The 14,434-nt window shown below is 69.5% G+C and carries 15 protein-coding genes; 9 read left to right on the forward strand and 6 right to left on the reverse strand.

The window, feature by feature from the left end; genetic code table 11:
* The first annotated feature begins 57 nt into the window (after window positions 1–57).
* The 7 genes from BMY19_RS06875 to BMY19_RS06905 all read left to right on the forward strand — a co-directional run bounded on the left by BMY19_RS06875 (window position 58) and on the right by BMY19_RS06905 (window position 6,407).
* Window positions 58–492, forward strand: coding sequence for a cupredoxin domain-containing protein (locus tag BMY19_RS06875; protein WP_081636452.1), 435 nt, complete (start codon window positions 58–60; stop codon window positions 490–492).
* Window positions 492–734, forward strand: a complete 243-nt coding sequence (locus BMY19_RS06880) for a hypothetical protein (RefSeq protein WP_100251262.1) — start codon at window positions 492–494, stop codon at window positions 732–734. Before BMY19_RS06875 ends, BMY19_RS06880 begins: the two co-directional genes overlap by 1 nt.
* The gene (locus tag BMY19_RS06885) at window positions 731–1,480 is read left to right on the forward strand and encodes an ABC transporter ATP-binding protein (protein WP_091926704.1); all 750 of its coding nucleotides are present in this window, start codon (window positions 731–733) and stop codon (window positions 1,478–1,480) included. Before BMY19_RS06880 ends, BMY19_RS06885 begins: the two co-directional genes overlap by 4 nt.
* Complete coding sequence (locus tag BMY19_RS06890; protein ID WP_091976459.1) at window positions 1,477–2,370, forward strand: ABC transporter permease; 894 nt, start codon at window positions 1,477–1,479, stop codon at window positions 2,368–2,370. The genes BMY19_RS06885 and BMY19_RS06890 overlap by 4 nt, the downstream gene beginning before the upstream one ends.
* A 13-nt stretch (window positions 2,371–2,383) precedes the next feature.
* On the forward strand, window positions 2,384–3,022 hold the full coding sequence (locus BMY19_RS06895) for a hypothetical protein (RefSeq protein WP_091676777.1): 639 nt from the start codon (window positions 2,384–2,386) through the stop codon (window positions 3,020–3,022).
* Between the two features lie 247 nt (window positions 3,023–3,269).
* On the forward strand, window positions 3,270–5,840 hold the full coding sequence (locus tag BMY19_RS06900; protein WP_100251263.1) for a TonB-dependent receptor: 2,571 nt from the start codon (window positions 3,270–3,272) through the stop codon (window positions 5,838–5,840).
* 213 nt (window positions 5,841–6,053) lie between these two features.
* A complete protein-coding gene (locus BMY19_RS06905) occupies window positions 6,054–6,407 on the forward strand; it encodes a hypothetical protein (RefSeq protein WP_082557930.1) in 354 nt (117 codons plus the stop codon).
* A gap of 41 nt (window positions 6,408–6,448) precedes the next feature.
* On the opposite strand, the gene BMY19_RS06910 is transcribed toward BMY19_RS06905, so the two are convergent.
* The 4 genes from BMY19_RS06910 to BMY19_RS06925 all read right to left on the reverse strand — a co-directional run bounded on the left by BMY19_RS06910 (window position 6,449) and on the right by BMY19_RS06925 (window position 11,389).
* Window positions 6,449–7,966: an undecaprenyl-phosphate glucose phosphotransferase gene (locus tag BMY19_RS06910; protein WP_020092093.1), complete on the reverse strand. Its 1,518-nt coding sequence runs from the start codon at window positions 7,964–7,966 to the stop codon at window positions 6,449–6,451.
* A 144-nt stretch (window positions 7,967–8,110) separates the two neighbouring features.
* A complete protein-coding gene (locus BMY19_RS06915) occupies window positions 8,111–9,310 on the reverse strand; it encodes a glycosyltransferase family 4 protein (protein ID WP_100251264.1) in 1,200 nt (399 codons plus the stop codon).
* Between the two features lie 141 nt (window positions 9,311–9,451).
* On the reverse strand, window positions 9,452–10,135 hold the full coding sequence (locus BMY19_RS06920; RefSeq protein ID WP_100251265.1) for a PAQR family membrane homeostasis protein TrhA: 684 nt from the start codon (window positions 10,133–10,135) through the stop codon (window positions 9,452–9,454).
* A gap of 150 nt (window positions 10,136–10,285) precedes the next feature.
* Window positions 10,286–11,389, reverse strand: a complete 1,104-nt coding sequence (locus tag BMY19_RS06925; protein WP_100251266.1) for a COX15/CtaA family protein — start codon at window positions 11,387–11,389, stop codon at window positions 10,286–10,288.
* A gap of 210 nt (window positions 11,390–11,599) precedes the next feature.
* On the opposite strand from BMY19_RS06925, the gene BMY19_RS06930 reads away from it, so the two are divergent.
* Complete coding sequence (locus tag BMY19_RS06930) at window positions 11,600–11,806, forward strand: DUF2842 domain-containing protein (RefSeq protein ID WP_012319661.1); 207 nt, start codon at window positions 11,600–11,602, stop codon at window positions 11,804–11,806.
* Window positions 11,807–11,872: 66 nt separating this feature from the next.
* On the forward strand, window positions 11,873–12,238 hold the full coding sequence (locus BMY19_RS06935; RefSeq protein ID WP_100251267.1) for a hypothetical protein: 366 nt from the start codon (window positions 11,873–11,875) through the stop codon (window positions 12,236–12,238).
* A gap of 24 nt (window positions 12,239–12,262) precedes the next feature.
* On the opposite strand, the gene aat is transcribed toward BMY19_RS06935, so the two are convergent.
* Window positions 12,263–12,946 (reverse strand): leucyl/phenylalanyl-tRNA--protein transferase, encoded by a 684-nt coding sequence (gene aat / locus BMY19_RS06940; RefSeq protein WP_020092098.1) that lies wholly within the window; start codon window positions 12,944–12,946, stop codon window positions 12,263–12,265.
* 70 nt (window positions 12,947–13,016) lie between these two features.
* On the reverse strand, window positions 13,017–14,369 hold the full coding sequence (gene accC, locus BMY19_RS06945) for an acetyl-CoA carboxylase biotin carboxylase subunit (RefSeq protein ID WP_091676759.1): 1,353 nt from the start codon (window positions 14,367–14,369) through the stop codon (window positions 13,017–13,019).
* Window positions 14,370–14,434 lie beyond the last annotated feature (65 nt).

Genomic DNA, 14,434 nt, shown 5'->3' on the forward strand with positions numbered 1-14,434 from the left:
CTCCGGGCGCCGAGCGAGGACGGCCGCGCGCGACGCGGCCCTAGGGTGGAACACGACATGACACGCATGTTTCGAACGGCGGCCCTCGGCTTGGCAGGGCTGCTCGCCGCGGCACCGGCCAGTGCCCTCGACCTGACCAAGAAGCGGGAGAACCTGCCCGACCTCGTCCTGGGCGACGATCAGGGCAACGACTTCGTGGTCGAGAACAAGGACATCACGCTGGAATCCGGCAAGGCCTACCGGCTACGGATCGTCGCCAAGGGGCGCCAGGAATACAAATTCTACGCGCCGGAGTTCTTCCGCTACATCTGGTTCAACCAGATCGTGATCGAGCACAAGGAGATCCACGGCGGCGGCCCACCCGATCACCTGGAGTTCGACGATCCCGGTGAGATCGCCATCGAGTTCGTCGCGATCAAGCCCGGCACCTACACGTGGTCGGTGCACGGCCTGGAGTCCAAGGGCATGACCGGCACGCTGACGGTGAAGTGATGCGCATCCTCCTCCTCTCCGCCTGCCTCCTCGCCGCCGGCCCGACCCTCGCGGCCGACGACGCCTCGTCCTGCGCCGAGGGCATCACGATGATCCGCGACGCCCTCGCCCTGAACCCGCCCGAGACGGCGGTGCCGAAGCTCAGGAAGGCCCTGCGGGTGGCCGAGCGGGAGCAGAAGGAGGGCGAGTTCGACGAGTGCCTCGACGCCGTCTCCGACGCCCGGAAGGTCCTGGGCCGATGAGCGCGACCGAGCCGGCGGCCCTCCTGATCGAGCATGTCGGCCACAAGTTCGGCGCCCGCGCCGCGCTGGACGACGTCTCGATCACGGTGGAGCGTGGCCACTTCGCCGCGCTGCTGGGGCCGAACGGCGCCGGCAAGACGACGCTGTTCTCGGTCATCACCCGGCTCTACAACAACCAGACCGGGCGGGTCTCGATCTTCGGCCACGCCCTGGATCGCGAGCCGTCCCGGGCGCTGGCGCGGCTCGGCGTCGTGTTCCAGGCCCGCACCCTCGACACCGATCTCACCGTCGAGCAGAATCTCCTCTACCACGCGAGCCTGCACGGCATCGCCCGCGGCGCCGCCAAGGTCCGTGTGGGCGAGCTGCTCGACCGCGTCGGACTCGCGGACCGCCGCCACGACAAGGTGCGCACGCTCTCGGGCGGCCAGTCGCGCCGGATCGAGATCGCCCGCTCGCTGATCCACCGCCCGGACCTGCTGCTCCTCGACGAGCCCACCGTCGGCCTCGACCTCGAGTCGCGGGCCGACATCGTGGCGATCGTCCGCGCCCTGGTGCGGGAGGAGGGCTTGTCGGTGCTCTGGGCGACCCACATCTTCGAGGAGATCGCGGACGACGACGACGCCGTGGTGCTGCACCGGGGCCGGATCGTCGCCCGGGGCCGGGCCGGCGGGATCGGCAGGCCCGGCGAGGCGCTCGCCGACGCGTTCCGCCGCCTGGTCGCCGAGCCGGGGAGGGCGGCGGCATGACGAACCCGACGCCCCTCGCCACCCGGATCGGCCCCGCCCCGCCGCGCGGACAGGCCGCGCGGATCGGCCGCCTCGACGCGGTCGGCTACCTGATCTGCCTCGGCGGCATCGTCCGCCGCGAGCTGCTGCGCTTCTTCAATCAGAAGGAGCGGTTCTTCTCGGCGCTGGTCCGGCCGCTGGTCTGGCTGTTCATCTTCGCGGCCGGCTTCCGCAACACGCTCGGCGTGTCCATCGAGCCGCCCTACCAGACCTATGTGCTCTACGAGGTCTACGTGGTGCCGGGCCTCGCCGTGATGATCCAGCTGTTCAACGGCATGCAATCGTCGCTGTCCATGGTCTACGACCGCGAGGTCGGCTCGATGAAGGTGCTGCTCACCTCGCCCTATCCGCGATGGCTGCTCCTGCTCGCCAAGCTGATCGCCGGCGTCGCCGTCTCGATTGTGCAGGCCTACGCGTTCCTGGCCGTGGCGTATTTCTGGGAGAGCGACATCCCGTGGCTGGGCTACCTCGCGGCGCTGCCGGCCTTCCTGGCCACGGGGCTGATGCTGGGAGCGATCGGACTGTTCCTGTCCTCGCTGGTTCGCCAGCTCGAGAACTTCGCCAGCGTGATGAACTTCGTGATCTTCCCGATGTTCTTCGCCTCGTCGGCCCTCTACCCCCTGTGGCGGATCCGGGAATCCTCCGAGACTCTCTACTGGATCTGCGAGCTGAACCCGTTCAGCCACGCGGTCCAGCTCGTCCGCTTCGCCCTCTACCTTCAGTTCGAGCCGGTCGCCTGCGCCGTTGTGGTGGGCGTGGGGCTCGCCTTCTTCGGCATGGCGGTGGTCGCCTACGACCCCGGCCGCGGCATCATGGCCCGGCGCGGCGGCCCGGCCGGCGACAACACTTGATGGAGTCCGCCCGATGAACGTCCTCCTGACCCGCATCGTCGGCCCGGCGCTGGGGCTCGCGATCCTCGCCGGTCCCGCCCTGGCGCAGCCGAAGCAGGATCCGGATTGGCCCTGCGTCCAGCGCAAGGTCGCCACACTCAGCCCCGGCCAATTCTGGACCGGCCCCGACGTGGAGGCCGCCGGCGACTGGGGCAGCGACAACGACGCCGCCGTCCTGGCGCAGAAGATCGCGTCGCGCCGCACCGACCTCTCGCAGGTCGGCCCGCTTCTCGACACGTTCGCGGAGAAGTTCGGCTCCGACAAGGACGCGAAGGACAAGGCCCTGACCCGCGTCTACGCCGGCGTGTTCGAGGTGCTGAACGGCGAGCGCAACAAGGTGGTCGGCGGCATCGCGCGCTACGCGCAGGGCCAGCGCCGGATGGCCGAGCGGATCCGCGACGAGGCCGACAAGATCAGTCAGGTGAAGGACGCGCCGAGCGCCTCCGACGCCACGGAACTCCCGAAGGACCAGTCCGAGCTGGAGACGAAGTTCGCCTGGGATCGCCGGATCTTTCAGGAGCGGAGCCAGTCGCTGACTTATGTCTGCGAGGTTCCGCAGCTGCTTGAGCAGCGGCTCGGCGAGATCGCGCGCCTGATTCAGGCGCGGCTCTGACCCCGCGCCAGCGATCATTGCCAAACTATCCCGGGCAGATTGCCGAAATATCCTTAAGTGCCTGAAATCTTTACCGAAACTGTTGCTGTTTAACCACGTGGCGGCGGCTTCGGTCGGCGCGGCCCGGAAATGAGGCCGAAACGCGTCTCACGTGTTCTTGAACCAATTGTGCGCGTTCCCGGCACCCGCCAAGAAAGACCCAAGCTCGGCAGTCACGAGCACGTGTTTGGGTTTGAGGGGGTTGGGGATGTCACTTCGGGCGCTTCGGAGCAGCCTGGTCGCGTCGGCGTCGGTTCTCGCCGGGACTGTCGTTCCGGCGGCGGTGCAGGCTCAGCAATCGGTGACGCTCGGCGAGATCAGCGTCGTCTCGACGTCGCCGGTCGGGGCCGGCGGCGGAAATTCGAGCCAGGCGCAGATCTTCAACGGTCCCGGACCGGTGCCGCCGGCCGGCTCCCTGGGACCGAGCACCGGCGTACGGCTGCGCGGCTCCGAGCAGCCGCTCTACAAGATCCCCAGCACCGTCGAATCGGTCACGGCGAGCGATATCACGATCGATCGCGCCAGCGACAACCTGACCACGACGCTGGCCCGCCGCACGCCCGGCATCAACGTCTCGGACTCGCAGGGCAACAACAACCGCGTCGACATCACCTACCGCGGCTTCACGGCCTCGCCCGTGCAGGGCGTGCCGCAGGGCCTCGCCGTCTACCAGAACGGCGTGCGCATCAACGAGGCCTTCGGCGACATCGTCAACTTCGACCTGATCCCGCCGCAGGCGATCCAGCGCATCGACGTGGTCACCGGCAACCCGGTCTTCGGCCTCAACGCGCTCGGCGGCGCGGTCAACATCCAGATGAAGAACGGCTTCACCTGGCAGGGCACCGAGATCTCGGCCTGGGGCGGCTCGGACGCGCGCACCGCCGGCTATCTCGAGTACGGCAAGGTCTCCGGCCCGTGGAGCGTCTACTTCACCGGCGACGGCCTGAACGACCGCGGCTGGCGCTACGAGAGCCCGAGCACGATCGGCCGCCTCTACGGTGACATCGGCTACCGCTCGCAGGATGCGGAGTTCCACCTGATCGGGCTCGCCGCCCGCAGCTTCTTCGGCGCGGCCGCGGCCACGCCGGTGGACTTCACCCACCGCGACCCGCGGGCGATCTTCACCTTCCCGCAGACCACCACCACCGAGGTCGGCACGCTCCAGCTGACCGGCCGGGTCGACATCTCGCCGACCTGGGATCTCGCCGGCAACGCCTATTTCCGCCGCTTCAGCCAGACCTACGTCGACGGCAACGACGGCAACTTCGAGAACTGCAGCACGCGCTCCAGCTTCCGCGGCAACCTCTGCTTCGAGGATGACGGGTTCAGCCCGGCGGCCGGACAGTCGCAGCTCGCCTTCCGCAACCAGTTCCTGATCCTGGGCCAGCAGAACCAGCGCATCCCGTTCCGGGCGGGCATCCCGTACGGCACGCTGGACACGACCCGGACGGAAGCCACCGGCTTCGGCGGCTCGCTCCAGGCCGCCAACCGCGACCGGATCTTCGGCCTGTCCAACACCTTCGTGGTCGGCGGCAGCATCGACGCGGCCAATTACGGCTTCAAGTCGTCCAGCACGCTCGGCGTCATCAACCCGGATCTGTCGATCACAACCAACCCGAGCAACCCGTTCTACGGCAACGTCCCGGGCCTCGGCACGCCGCAGCTGCGGACCGCCGGCGCGCTCGGCATCGCGCCGAGCTCGGTCAACGGCTCCAACCTCTACATGGGCCTCTACACCCTCGACACGCTGGACGTGACCGACCGGCTGTCGCTGACCGCCGGCGCCCGGCTCAACTTCGCGCGCATCCAGAGCGAGGACCTGACCGGCTTCTCGCCGGACGTGACCGGCACGCACTACTTCAACAAGATCAACCCGGTCGCCGGCCTGACCTACCGGTTCTTCGACGCGCTGAACCTCTACGGCAGCTACTCGGAGTCGAACCGCGCACCGACCCCGCTGGAGCTGGCCTGCGCCAACCCGGACCGGCCGTGCCTGCTGCCGAACTCGCTGGTGGCCGACCCGCCGCTCAAGCAGGTCACCGGACGGACCTACGAGGTCGGCTTCCGCGGCCAGCTGCCGAACACCTATGACGGCGGCATCATCACCTACAAGATCGGCGCCTTCCGCACCGATCTCGCCAACGACATCCTGTCGCTGGCCACCCCCGGCAACACCGCCCGCGCCTACTTCGTCAACGTGCCGTCGACGCAGCGGCAGGGCATCGAGGTCGGCGGCGAGTACACGGCCGATTACCTGCGGGTCTACGCCAACTACGCGCTGGTCGACGCGACCTTCCAGTTCAACGGCACCCTGTCGTCGCCCAACAACCCGCTCGCGGATGACGGCGCGATCCAGGTCCGCAAGGGCAATGTCGTGCCGCTGGTGCCGACCCACCAGATCAAGGCCGGGTTCGACTACTTCGTCACGCCCAACTGGCAGTTCGGCCTCTACCTCCAGGCCTTCTCCTCGTCCTACTTCCGCGGCGACGAGTCGAACCTGAACCGCAAGCTGCCGCCCTACTACGTTCTGAACTTCCAGACGAAGTATCAGGTGACGAAGAACCTCGAGGTCTTCGGCCTCATCACCAACCTGACCAACAACCGCTACACCACGTTCGGCACCTACGCCGAGCCGGGCGCGGTGGCGGGCAACCTGCGGATCAGCGATCCGCGGACCACGACCCTGGCGCAGCCCTTCTCGGTCTACGCCGGCATCCGCTACGCCTTCGGCGCCGATCCGGTGCCGATGTCGCCGGAGCCGATCATCCGGAAGTACTGATCCGTCAGCGGCGTCGAGAGGCGGGCGCCTCCCGCGGCCAGAGGGCCGCGCGGGGCGCCCGTCGCGTTTCCGCGCTACCGCATGCGGCCTCCTGTCTCGGGAACGGGCCCGTTCGCCCGGCGTCTCCCCGGTAGCCGCACCGGCGCATCACCGTCCGCTCATGCATGAGGGGTCGGCGCCGGCCGCATCCCGACACCGTGGAGCCTCGTCCCGATGATCATGCGTTTCGCCGTCGCAGCCCTGGCCCTGGCGGCCGCCACGCCGGCCCTGGCGACCCCGTGCGCCGACGAGGTCGACACGCTGCAGCGGCGGCTGGACAGCGCCGGCGCGGCCTCGGTGACCGGCACGACGCCGCCCGGCGGCACCACGTCCTCGAACTCGCCCAAGGCGCTCGACACGCCGCCGGCGCTCACCAAGTCGGACGCCGCCGTGAAGCCCACCGCCTCGGGCGTGGAGGAGGCCAAGAAGCTGGTCGCCCAGGCGCGCCAGCAGGACAAGGCCGGCGACGCCCAGGGCTGCCGCGACACGATCCTGAAGGCCAAGGAGAAGGCCGGCGCGCTGCCGTAGCGGGCTTCCGGCCGGCACCGCTCCGGTGCCGGCCCTTCCGCTCAGTAGGCGTTCTCGGTCTTGAACAGCGCGAACGGCGTGGTCAGCAGGATCTGCAGGTCGAGCAGCACCGACCAGTTCTCAATGTAGTAGAGGTCGTGCTCGACGCGCCTCTGCAGCTTCTCTGAGGTGTCGGTCTCGCCGCGCCAGCCGTTGACCTGCGCCCATCCGGTGATGCCGGGCTTCACCTTGTGGCGCGCGAAGTAGCCGTCGACCACTTGGTCGTAGAGCGTGTTGGCGGCTTTGGCCTGCAACGCGTGCGGGCGCGGGCCGACCAGCGACAGGTCGCCCTTGAGCACGTTGAACAGCTGCGGCAGCTCGTCGAGCGAGGTCTTCCGGATGAAGCGCCCGACCGGCGTGACCCGGGGATCGCCCCGTGTCACCATCTTGGCCGCGCCGGCGTCGCACTGATCCACGTACATCGAGCGGAACTTGTAGACCTCGATCAGCTCGTTGTTGAACCCGTGGCGCTTCTGCCGGAACAGCACCGGCCCGCGCGAGGTCAGCCGGACCGCGAGGGCGATGACCAGCATGAGCGGCGATAGCGCCAGCAGCATCATCAGGCCGACGCAACGGTCGAACAGCGCCTTCACCACGACGTCCCAGTCGGCGATCGGACGGTCGAACACGTCCAGCACCGGGACGGAGCCCAGATACGAGTAGCTGCGCGGGCGCAGGCGCAGCTTTGCGGCGTGCGCCGAGAGGCGGATGTCGATCGGCAGGACCCAGAGCTTGGCGAGCATCTGGAGGATCCGGGCCTCCGCGGTGATCGGGATCGTGAAGACGATCAGGTCGAGCCGTGCGTGCCGCGCGTAGGCGACGAGGTCGTCGACGTTGCCGAGCTTCGGGTGCCCCGCCACCACGTCCGAGGAGCGATCGGCGTTGCGGTCGTCGAACACCCCGACGATGCGGATGCCGCTCTCGCTCTGCGTCTCCAGGGCGGCGATCAGGTCCTCCGCGGGCTGCCCGCCGCCCACGATCGCGGTGCGCCGGTCGAACCGTCCTGCCCGGGTCTGGGCATCGATGATGCGGAACAGGACGAAGCGGCCGACCAGCAGCATCGCGAGGCCGGTGCCGAAGAAGGTCGCGAGCCAGAGGCGCGAGTAGTGGTCGGCGACCTTGGCCAGCACGAGGCCGGCGGCGACCATCAAGAATGTCATCGACCACGCCGCGATCAGCCGGACGGCGGTCTTGAAGAAGCTCCGGAAGGCAGCGACCCGGTAGCCGCCGGACGCCTGGATCAGCGTCACGGTGATCACCGCGATCATACCGATCGCGCCCGCGTAGGTCAGCCCGAACGGGACGCGGCCGCGGAGCATCAGCACGTGCAGCAATGCGCCCAAGCCGAAAATGAGCGCGCATTCCAGCCCGCGCACCAGACCAGCCACCACGACGGGCGAGATCGCCGTCGGGCCGGGGACGGCGGTCTCGGCGAGGGGCACGCTGCCCGCGGCCGGGGTCGAGGACGCCTCCATCGGGACGGCGGCCTCGAGAAGATCGCGAATGTCGAACGCGCTCATCGATCGGCTCCCCCCGAGCCTTGCGGTCGCTGCCTCGGCGAAACCCTGGCACGGGGCGTTGTGGGAACATTTAAGAGCGCGGGCGCCGCCGCCTTTTCCACCGCGGCGCACAGGCCCCCGTTCCTCTTGCTGCTGGTCTCGTCGTCAGGCGGTCCGGGCCCCGGCGATCGCGCGCGGTGCGGGATCGCGGCGCTCCGCGCGGGCCTCGAAGGCCGCGGCGTAGCCGGAGATCACCTCGCTGCCCATCCGTTCCAGGGAGAAGCGCTGCCGGATCGAGGCGCTCAGACTCTGCGTCCGCTCGGCCAGGGCCTCCGGCGCGGCGTCGAGGACCCGTCGGATCCCCTCCACGAGCGCCGCCGGGTCGCGCGACGGCACGAGGTCGCGCGCGGCCGCGCCGAAGATCTCCGGGATTCCGCCGACCCGAGTGGCGACCAGGGGCTGCGCCGCCGCGGCAGCTTCTAGCACGACGTAGGGCAGCGACTCCGCGAGCGACGGGACGACGAGGATCCGCCCGCGAGCGAGCACGGAGCGGATCGCCTGCGGCGGCTCGAACGCCACCGCGTCGGCGAGGCCGAGCCGCGCCACGGTGCCGCGAAGGATCTCGGCATCCGGTCCCGACCCGACGAGGAGCAGGCGCAGCGTCCTGCCCTCGGCCCGCAGCCGGACGAGGGCCTCGAGCAGGTAGGGCAGGCCCTTGGCCTCCCGCAGCTCGCCGACGTAGAGCAGGTCGAAAGGCTCGGCGACGCGGTCCAGCGGCGCAAACTCTGCTTCGGCGATGCCGTTGTGCACGATCCGCGTCACCCGCTCGGGACCGCCGACGAAGCTCCGATGGCGGCCGGCGACGTACTCGCTCTCGAACAGGAACGCGTCGGTGCGGCGGGCGAGCACCGCCTCGGCACCCATGTAGAGGCGGTGCAGCGGGCTGCCCGGCCGGTAATTGTAGCTGCCGCCGTGCGGCGTGTAGGCGCGGATCGCCGGACCCGCCGCGGCGAGCCGGGCATAGGCCCCGCCCTTGGCGCCGTGTCCGTGCAGGACCTCCGCGCCGACCTCCGCGGCCCTCTGCGCCACGGCCCGGAGGCAGGACCAGTCCGACGGATGCGGATTGCGGCGCATCGGCAGCCGGACAAGGCCGAGGTCCAGGCAGGGCACCAGGTCCGCCAGGGCGCCCGCAGCGCGGTCGCCGCCGGTGCTGGAATCACAGACGAGACCAACATGGTGCCCCGCGGCCGCCTGGAGGCGAGCGAGATCCATCACGTGCCGGAACAAGCCGCCCACCGGCGCGCGGAACACGTGCAGGATCCGGTAACGGTGAGCGATGCCAGAGTCGTTCGTCTTCGGGACCACGGTCCAGCTCCCGGGAATATCAGTCCCTAGGTTGTGGTGCACCCGTGGTCGCAGGAAACTTAAAGCAGGTCGCCGCGTCTCGACCTTTCCATCAGGACGGTAACCGGAATTTTACGCGCACGATCGCAATCGATCCCAACGCTACGTCATCGGCGAGCCGTTCAGGCTGGCCCAAATCGTCCCGTAGTGGCAGGCCGTGGCGGCGAGGACGAAGCCGTGCCAGATCGCGTTCTGGAAGGGCAGGGTCCGCCAGATGTGGAACACGACGCCGATCGAATAGAGCGCTCCGCCCATTCCCAAGAGCCACAGGGCGGTGGGCTGAAGCGCCGCGATCACTGATTCGTAGGCGAACAACCCGCTCCAGCCGAGCAACAGGTAGAGCCCGATCGAGAGGCGGTCGAACCGGCCCGGCAGAAACAGCTTCACGGCGATCCCGATGAGGGCCACGACCCAGATCATCGCCAGGAGCGCGTACGCCCGCGGGCCCGACCCGACGAGGGCCACCAGCGGCGTGTAGGTCCCGGCGATCATCAGGTAGATCAGCGCGTGATCGGCGCGGCGCAGGAGCCATTTGCGCGGGCTCACAGGGTAGAGATTGTAGACGGCCGAGACGCCGAGCATCAGGACGAGGGCCGTGGCGTACACGACAACGGCCGCACGCTCGCCGAACCCGAGATGCGCCGTGACCGCGGTCGCCACCAGGGCCACGGCACCGGCGAGGCCGAACACCACGCCGAGACCATGGATCACGCCATCCGCCATGATCTCCCGCGGCGTGTAGTGCCAGGTCAGGGAGAGCGGTCGACCATCCTCCGCGAGAGACATCTTGAAGCCTCCTGCCACGCGTGCAGCTTAAAGCTTGAGAAGTCTTAGTCGTTCCATGTGCAGATTGCTGATGGGGAGTTATCCCAAGGTTCCACTGAAAGCGGTAAAAGTCTCGTGCGGCGCAGCAAGGCCGCTGCACCGCACGAGAGCCTAGATGCGGCCGGCGGCGAGCCCCTCGAAGCCCAGCGGCGGCTCGGCGGCTGCGGGCTCGACCAGGCCGGATCCCCGGCCGAGGCGGGCATGGACGGTGGCCATCGTGAGCACCGCCATGGCGAGCACCTGATGCGCGAGCGCCGCCCAGAGCGGCACGGCGAGGAGCAGCGTCGCGATCCCAAGCGCCATCTGGGCGAGGACGAGGATGACGACCCCCGTGGCCCGCCCAGCCGCGCTCTTCGGGCCGGTGAGCCGGGCGTCGACGGCGTGCAGCACCGCCACGACGAAGACGAGGTAGGCCGTCACTCGGTGGTCGAACTGAACCAAGGCGTGGTTGTCGATGAAATTCTCGATCCACGGCCGGATCGCGAACAGGCTGTCCAGCGGCGGGACGAGATGGCCGTCCATGGTCGGCCATGTGTTGTAGACGAGGCCGGCATGCGAGCCGGCAACGAGGCCACCGAGGAAGATCTGCACTAGGACGAGGATCGGCAGCAGCAGGGCGGTCGCCCGCAGGCGCGCCGGGGCCGGCGCCAGGACGCCGGGGCGCTGGCCCGCGGCCAGCCAGACCAGCCCGGCCAGGATCAGGCTCGCGGTGGTGAGGTGCAGGGCGAGCTTGAGCGGCGCCACGGCCGTCATGCCGGGCTGGAGGCCCGAGGCGACCATGATCCAGCCGATGGCGCCCTGGAGGCCGCCGAGCGCGCCGAGAACGAGCAGGCCGAGGCCGAGCCGCCGGCTGATCCGGCCCTGCCACCAGAACACGATCAGCGGCAGGAAGAACACGAGGCCGATCACGCGGCCGAGCAGGCGATGGCCCCATTCCCAGCCATACAGCACCTTGAAGGCCGACAACCCCATCCCCTGGTTGAGGATGTTGTATTGCGGCGTGTCCCTGTACTTGGCGAACTCGGCCGCCCAGTCGGCCTCGGTGAGTGGCGGGATCGCGCCCGTGACGGGGCGCCACTCGGTGATCGACAGGCCGGACCCGGTCAGCCGCGTCGCGCCGCCGACCGCCACCATGGCGACCACCAGGGCCGCGACCACGTAGAGCCAGGCTCGCACCGCCCCCGACCGCCGGTCGCCCGCGCCGCTCATGTCCATGCACGTCCCTTCCGCGGAGACCGGGATGCTCCCCGCGGTGTCCGGGTTAGGGGATGTCCGGTCGCCCATCAACGGCGCCGGCGCCGCAGCCCGCGTCAGCGGGCGCGTTGCCAACCGGGTTCTAGGACGGTAGCCGTCGCCCGTCCGAGCCCGCGGCGCCGCCCGCGGGACCAGGAGTACTATTCGAAGTCACGGTCCAGGAACACAGCAATGCGCCGCCGCACCCGGACCCTGATCGGCACCCTCGCCATCTTGGTCTTCGTCTGCCTCTACGGGCCGCTGGCGATGACCCTGGCCGATAGCCGCATCTCGGAGACGCCGGCGGCGGTGCAGGCGGTGATCTATTCGATCCTCGGCATCGCGTGGATCTTCCCGCTGATGCCGCTGATCCGGTGGATGGAGCGGCCCGATCGCTGAGGCCAACCCTCGATTTCGCCGCACTCGGGGATCACAAGCCTGCCGTCGCCGCTCGAGACCCCCTCCGTGCACCGCCCGACTCTCTGCCTAAAGCCGCTGGCCGCTCTCGTCGTGCTGCTCGCGCCCCTGCCGGCCCTGGCGCAGGGGACACCGCGCACCATCGGTGAATGCGAGCGTCTCAAGAACGACCTCGCCTACAACCAGTGTCTCGCGATGTTCGGACCGGCGGCCAAGAACGTCGCCGGGGGCTACGCCTCGGCCGATACGGCGGTCGCCATGGCGGCGACGCCCGCGGCGGCCATGGCCGAGCCGATCCCGCAGGTGGAGGAGACGGTCGAGGCCAGCACCAGCCGGCGTCGACGCTACCGGTCCGTGCGCGGCCGTCAATACGCCTCGTTCTCGACCGGCTACCGCCACCGGCGTCGGCGCTAGCGGCCACCGGCCCGCGTCACTGCACTAACGGCGATCCGGAGCTTCGAGCGCCTCGAGGACCCGCGTACCCGGAACCGAACCGTCGCCGGGCCAGACGTTCCAGTCGGCGACCTGATCGAGAGCCTCGGCGAGGCGGCGCTTGTAGACGTGGCGCGGCACTTCCTCGGCACCGAACTGCGACAGGTGGTCGGTGACGAACTGGGTATCGGCGAGCCGGTAGCGCCCGGCGCGCAGGCGGGCCATCAGGTGGACGAGGGCGACCTTCGAGGCGTCGCGGACCTCGTGGAACATGCTCTCGCCGAAGAAGGCCGCCCCCAGCGAGACGCCGTACAGGCCGCCGACGAGCCGGCCGTCCGCGCCCGCGTAGACCTCGACCGTGTGGACGTGGCCGATGTCGAACAGGGCGCCGTAGAGCTCGCGGATCCGCCCGTTGATCCAGGTGCGCTCGCTGTCCCGCCGGGGCGCCGCGCAGCCGTCGATCACCCCGTCGAAATCGGTGTCGCAGCGGACCACGAACTGGTCGGACCGCACCGTCCGGGCGAGGCGCCGGGGAACGCGGAACGTGTCGAGGGGCAGAACGCCGCGCGCCTTGGGTTCGACCCAGTAGAGCGTGGGGTCGTCGGCATCCTCCGCCATCGGGAAGATGCCCGCCGCGTAGGCCTTCAGCAGGATCTCAGGGGTGATGTCCACGCGGGCGGTGTCGTGCATGCCGTGAATGTCGCGCGCGGACGGCGCGAAGACCAGATCCCGCGCGCGCCGCAGCCCCGCCCAGGTCCGGTCAGGCTTTCATGCCGCCGTCTTCCAGGAAATGCTCCAGCCAGTGAATGTCGTAAAGGCCGTTCTGCACGTCCGGGTTGCGGACCAGCGTCCGGAACAGCGGCAGCGTCGTGTCGATCCCGTCGATGACGAACTCGTCCAGGGCGCGCCGCAGCCGCATGAGGCACTCGTTGCGGGTCCGGCCGTGGACGATCAGCTTGCCGATCAGCGAATCGTAGTTCGGCGGGATCCGATAGCCCTGGAACGCGGCCGAATCGACGCGGACGCCGAGGCCGCCGGGGGTGTGGTAGTGGGTGATCTCACCGGGCGACGGCCGGAAGGTCTCCGGGTGCTCGGCGTTGATCCGGCACTCGATGGCGTGGCCCTCGACCTTGATGTCCGCCTGGCTCACCGAGAGCGGGCCGCCCGAGGCGACCTGGATCTGCTCGATGACGAGGTCGATCCCGGTGATCATCTCGGTCACCGGATGCTCGACCTGGATGCGGGTGTTCATCTCGATGAAGTAGAACCGCCCGTCCTCGTAGAGGAACTCGATCGTCCCGGCGCCGAGGTAGCCGAGCTCCTTCATGGCGTTGGCGCAGATGCCGCCGATCTCGGCGCGCATCGACTCGTTGAGGGCCGGCGAGCCGCCTTCCTCCCAGACCTTCTGGTGTCGGCGCTGGAGGGAGCAGTCGCGCTCGGCGAGGTGCACGGCGCCGCCGCGGCCGTCGCCGAGCACCTGCACCTCGATGTGCCGGGGCTTCTCCAGGTATTTCTCGAGATAGACCGCGTCGTCGCCGAAGGCGGCCTTGGCCTCGGACTTGGCCATGCCGATCGCCTGCTCCAGCTCGGCCTCGGAGCGCGCCACCTTCATGCCGCGGCCGCCGCCGCCGGCCGCCGCCTTGACGAGCACGGGGTAGCCGATCCCGGCAGCCACGCGCTTGGCCGTGTCGATGTCGTCGACGCCGCCCTCGGAACCCGGCACGCAGGGGATGCCGAGCTTCAGCGCCGTGCGCTTGGCCTCGATCTTGTCGCCCATGGTGCGGATGTGCTGCGCCTTGGGTCCGATGAAGCCGATCTGGTGATGGGCCAGAACCTCGGCGAAGCGGGCATTCTCCGACAGGAAGCCGTAGCCGGGATGCACGGCATCGGCCCCGGTGATCTCGCAGGCCGCGATGATCGACGGGATGTTGAGGTAGCTGTCGCGGGCGGCCGGTGGCCCGATGCAGACGCTCTCGTCGGCGAGGCGCACGTGCATCGCGTCCGCGTCGGCGGTGGAGTGGACCGCCACGGTAGCGATCCCGAGCTCCTTCGCCGCCCGCAGGATGCGCAGGGCGATCTCGCCGCGGTTCGCGATCAGGATCTTGTCGAACATCGGACCCGTTAGGGCGTCCTGGCGATCCCGGACCGCGCAGGATGCTCTATCCTCTCGTGTTGCGG

This window comes from Methylobacterium sp. UNC300MFChir4.1 (assembly GCF_900110155.1).
GTDB lineage: Bacteria > Pseudomonadota > Alphaproteobacteria > Rhizobiales > Beijerinckiaceae > Methylobacterium.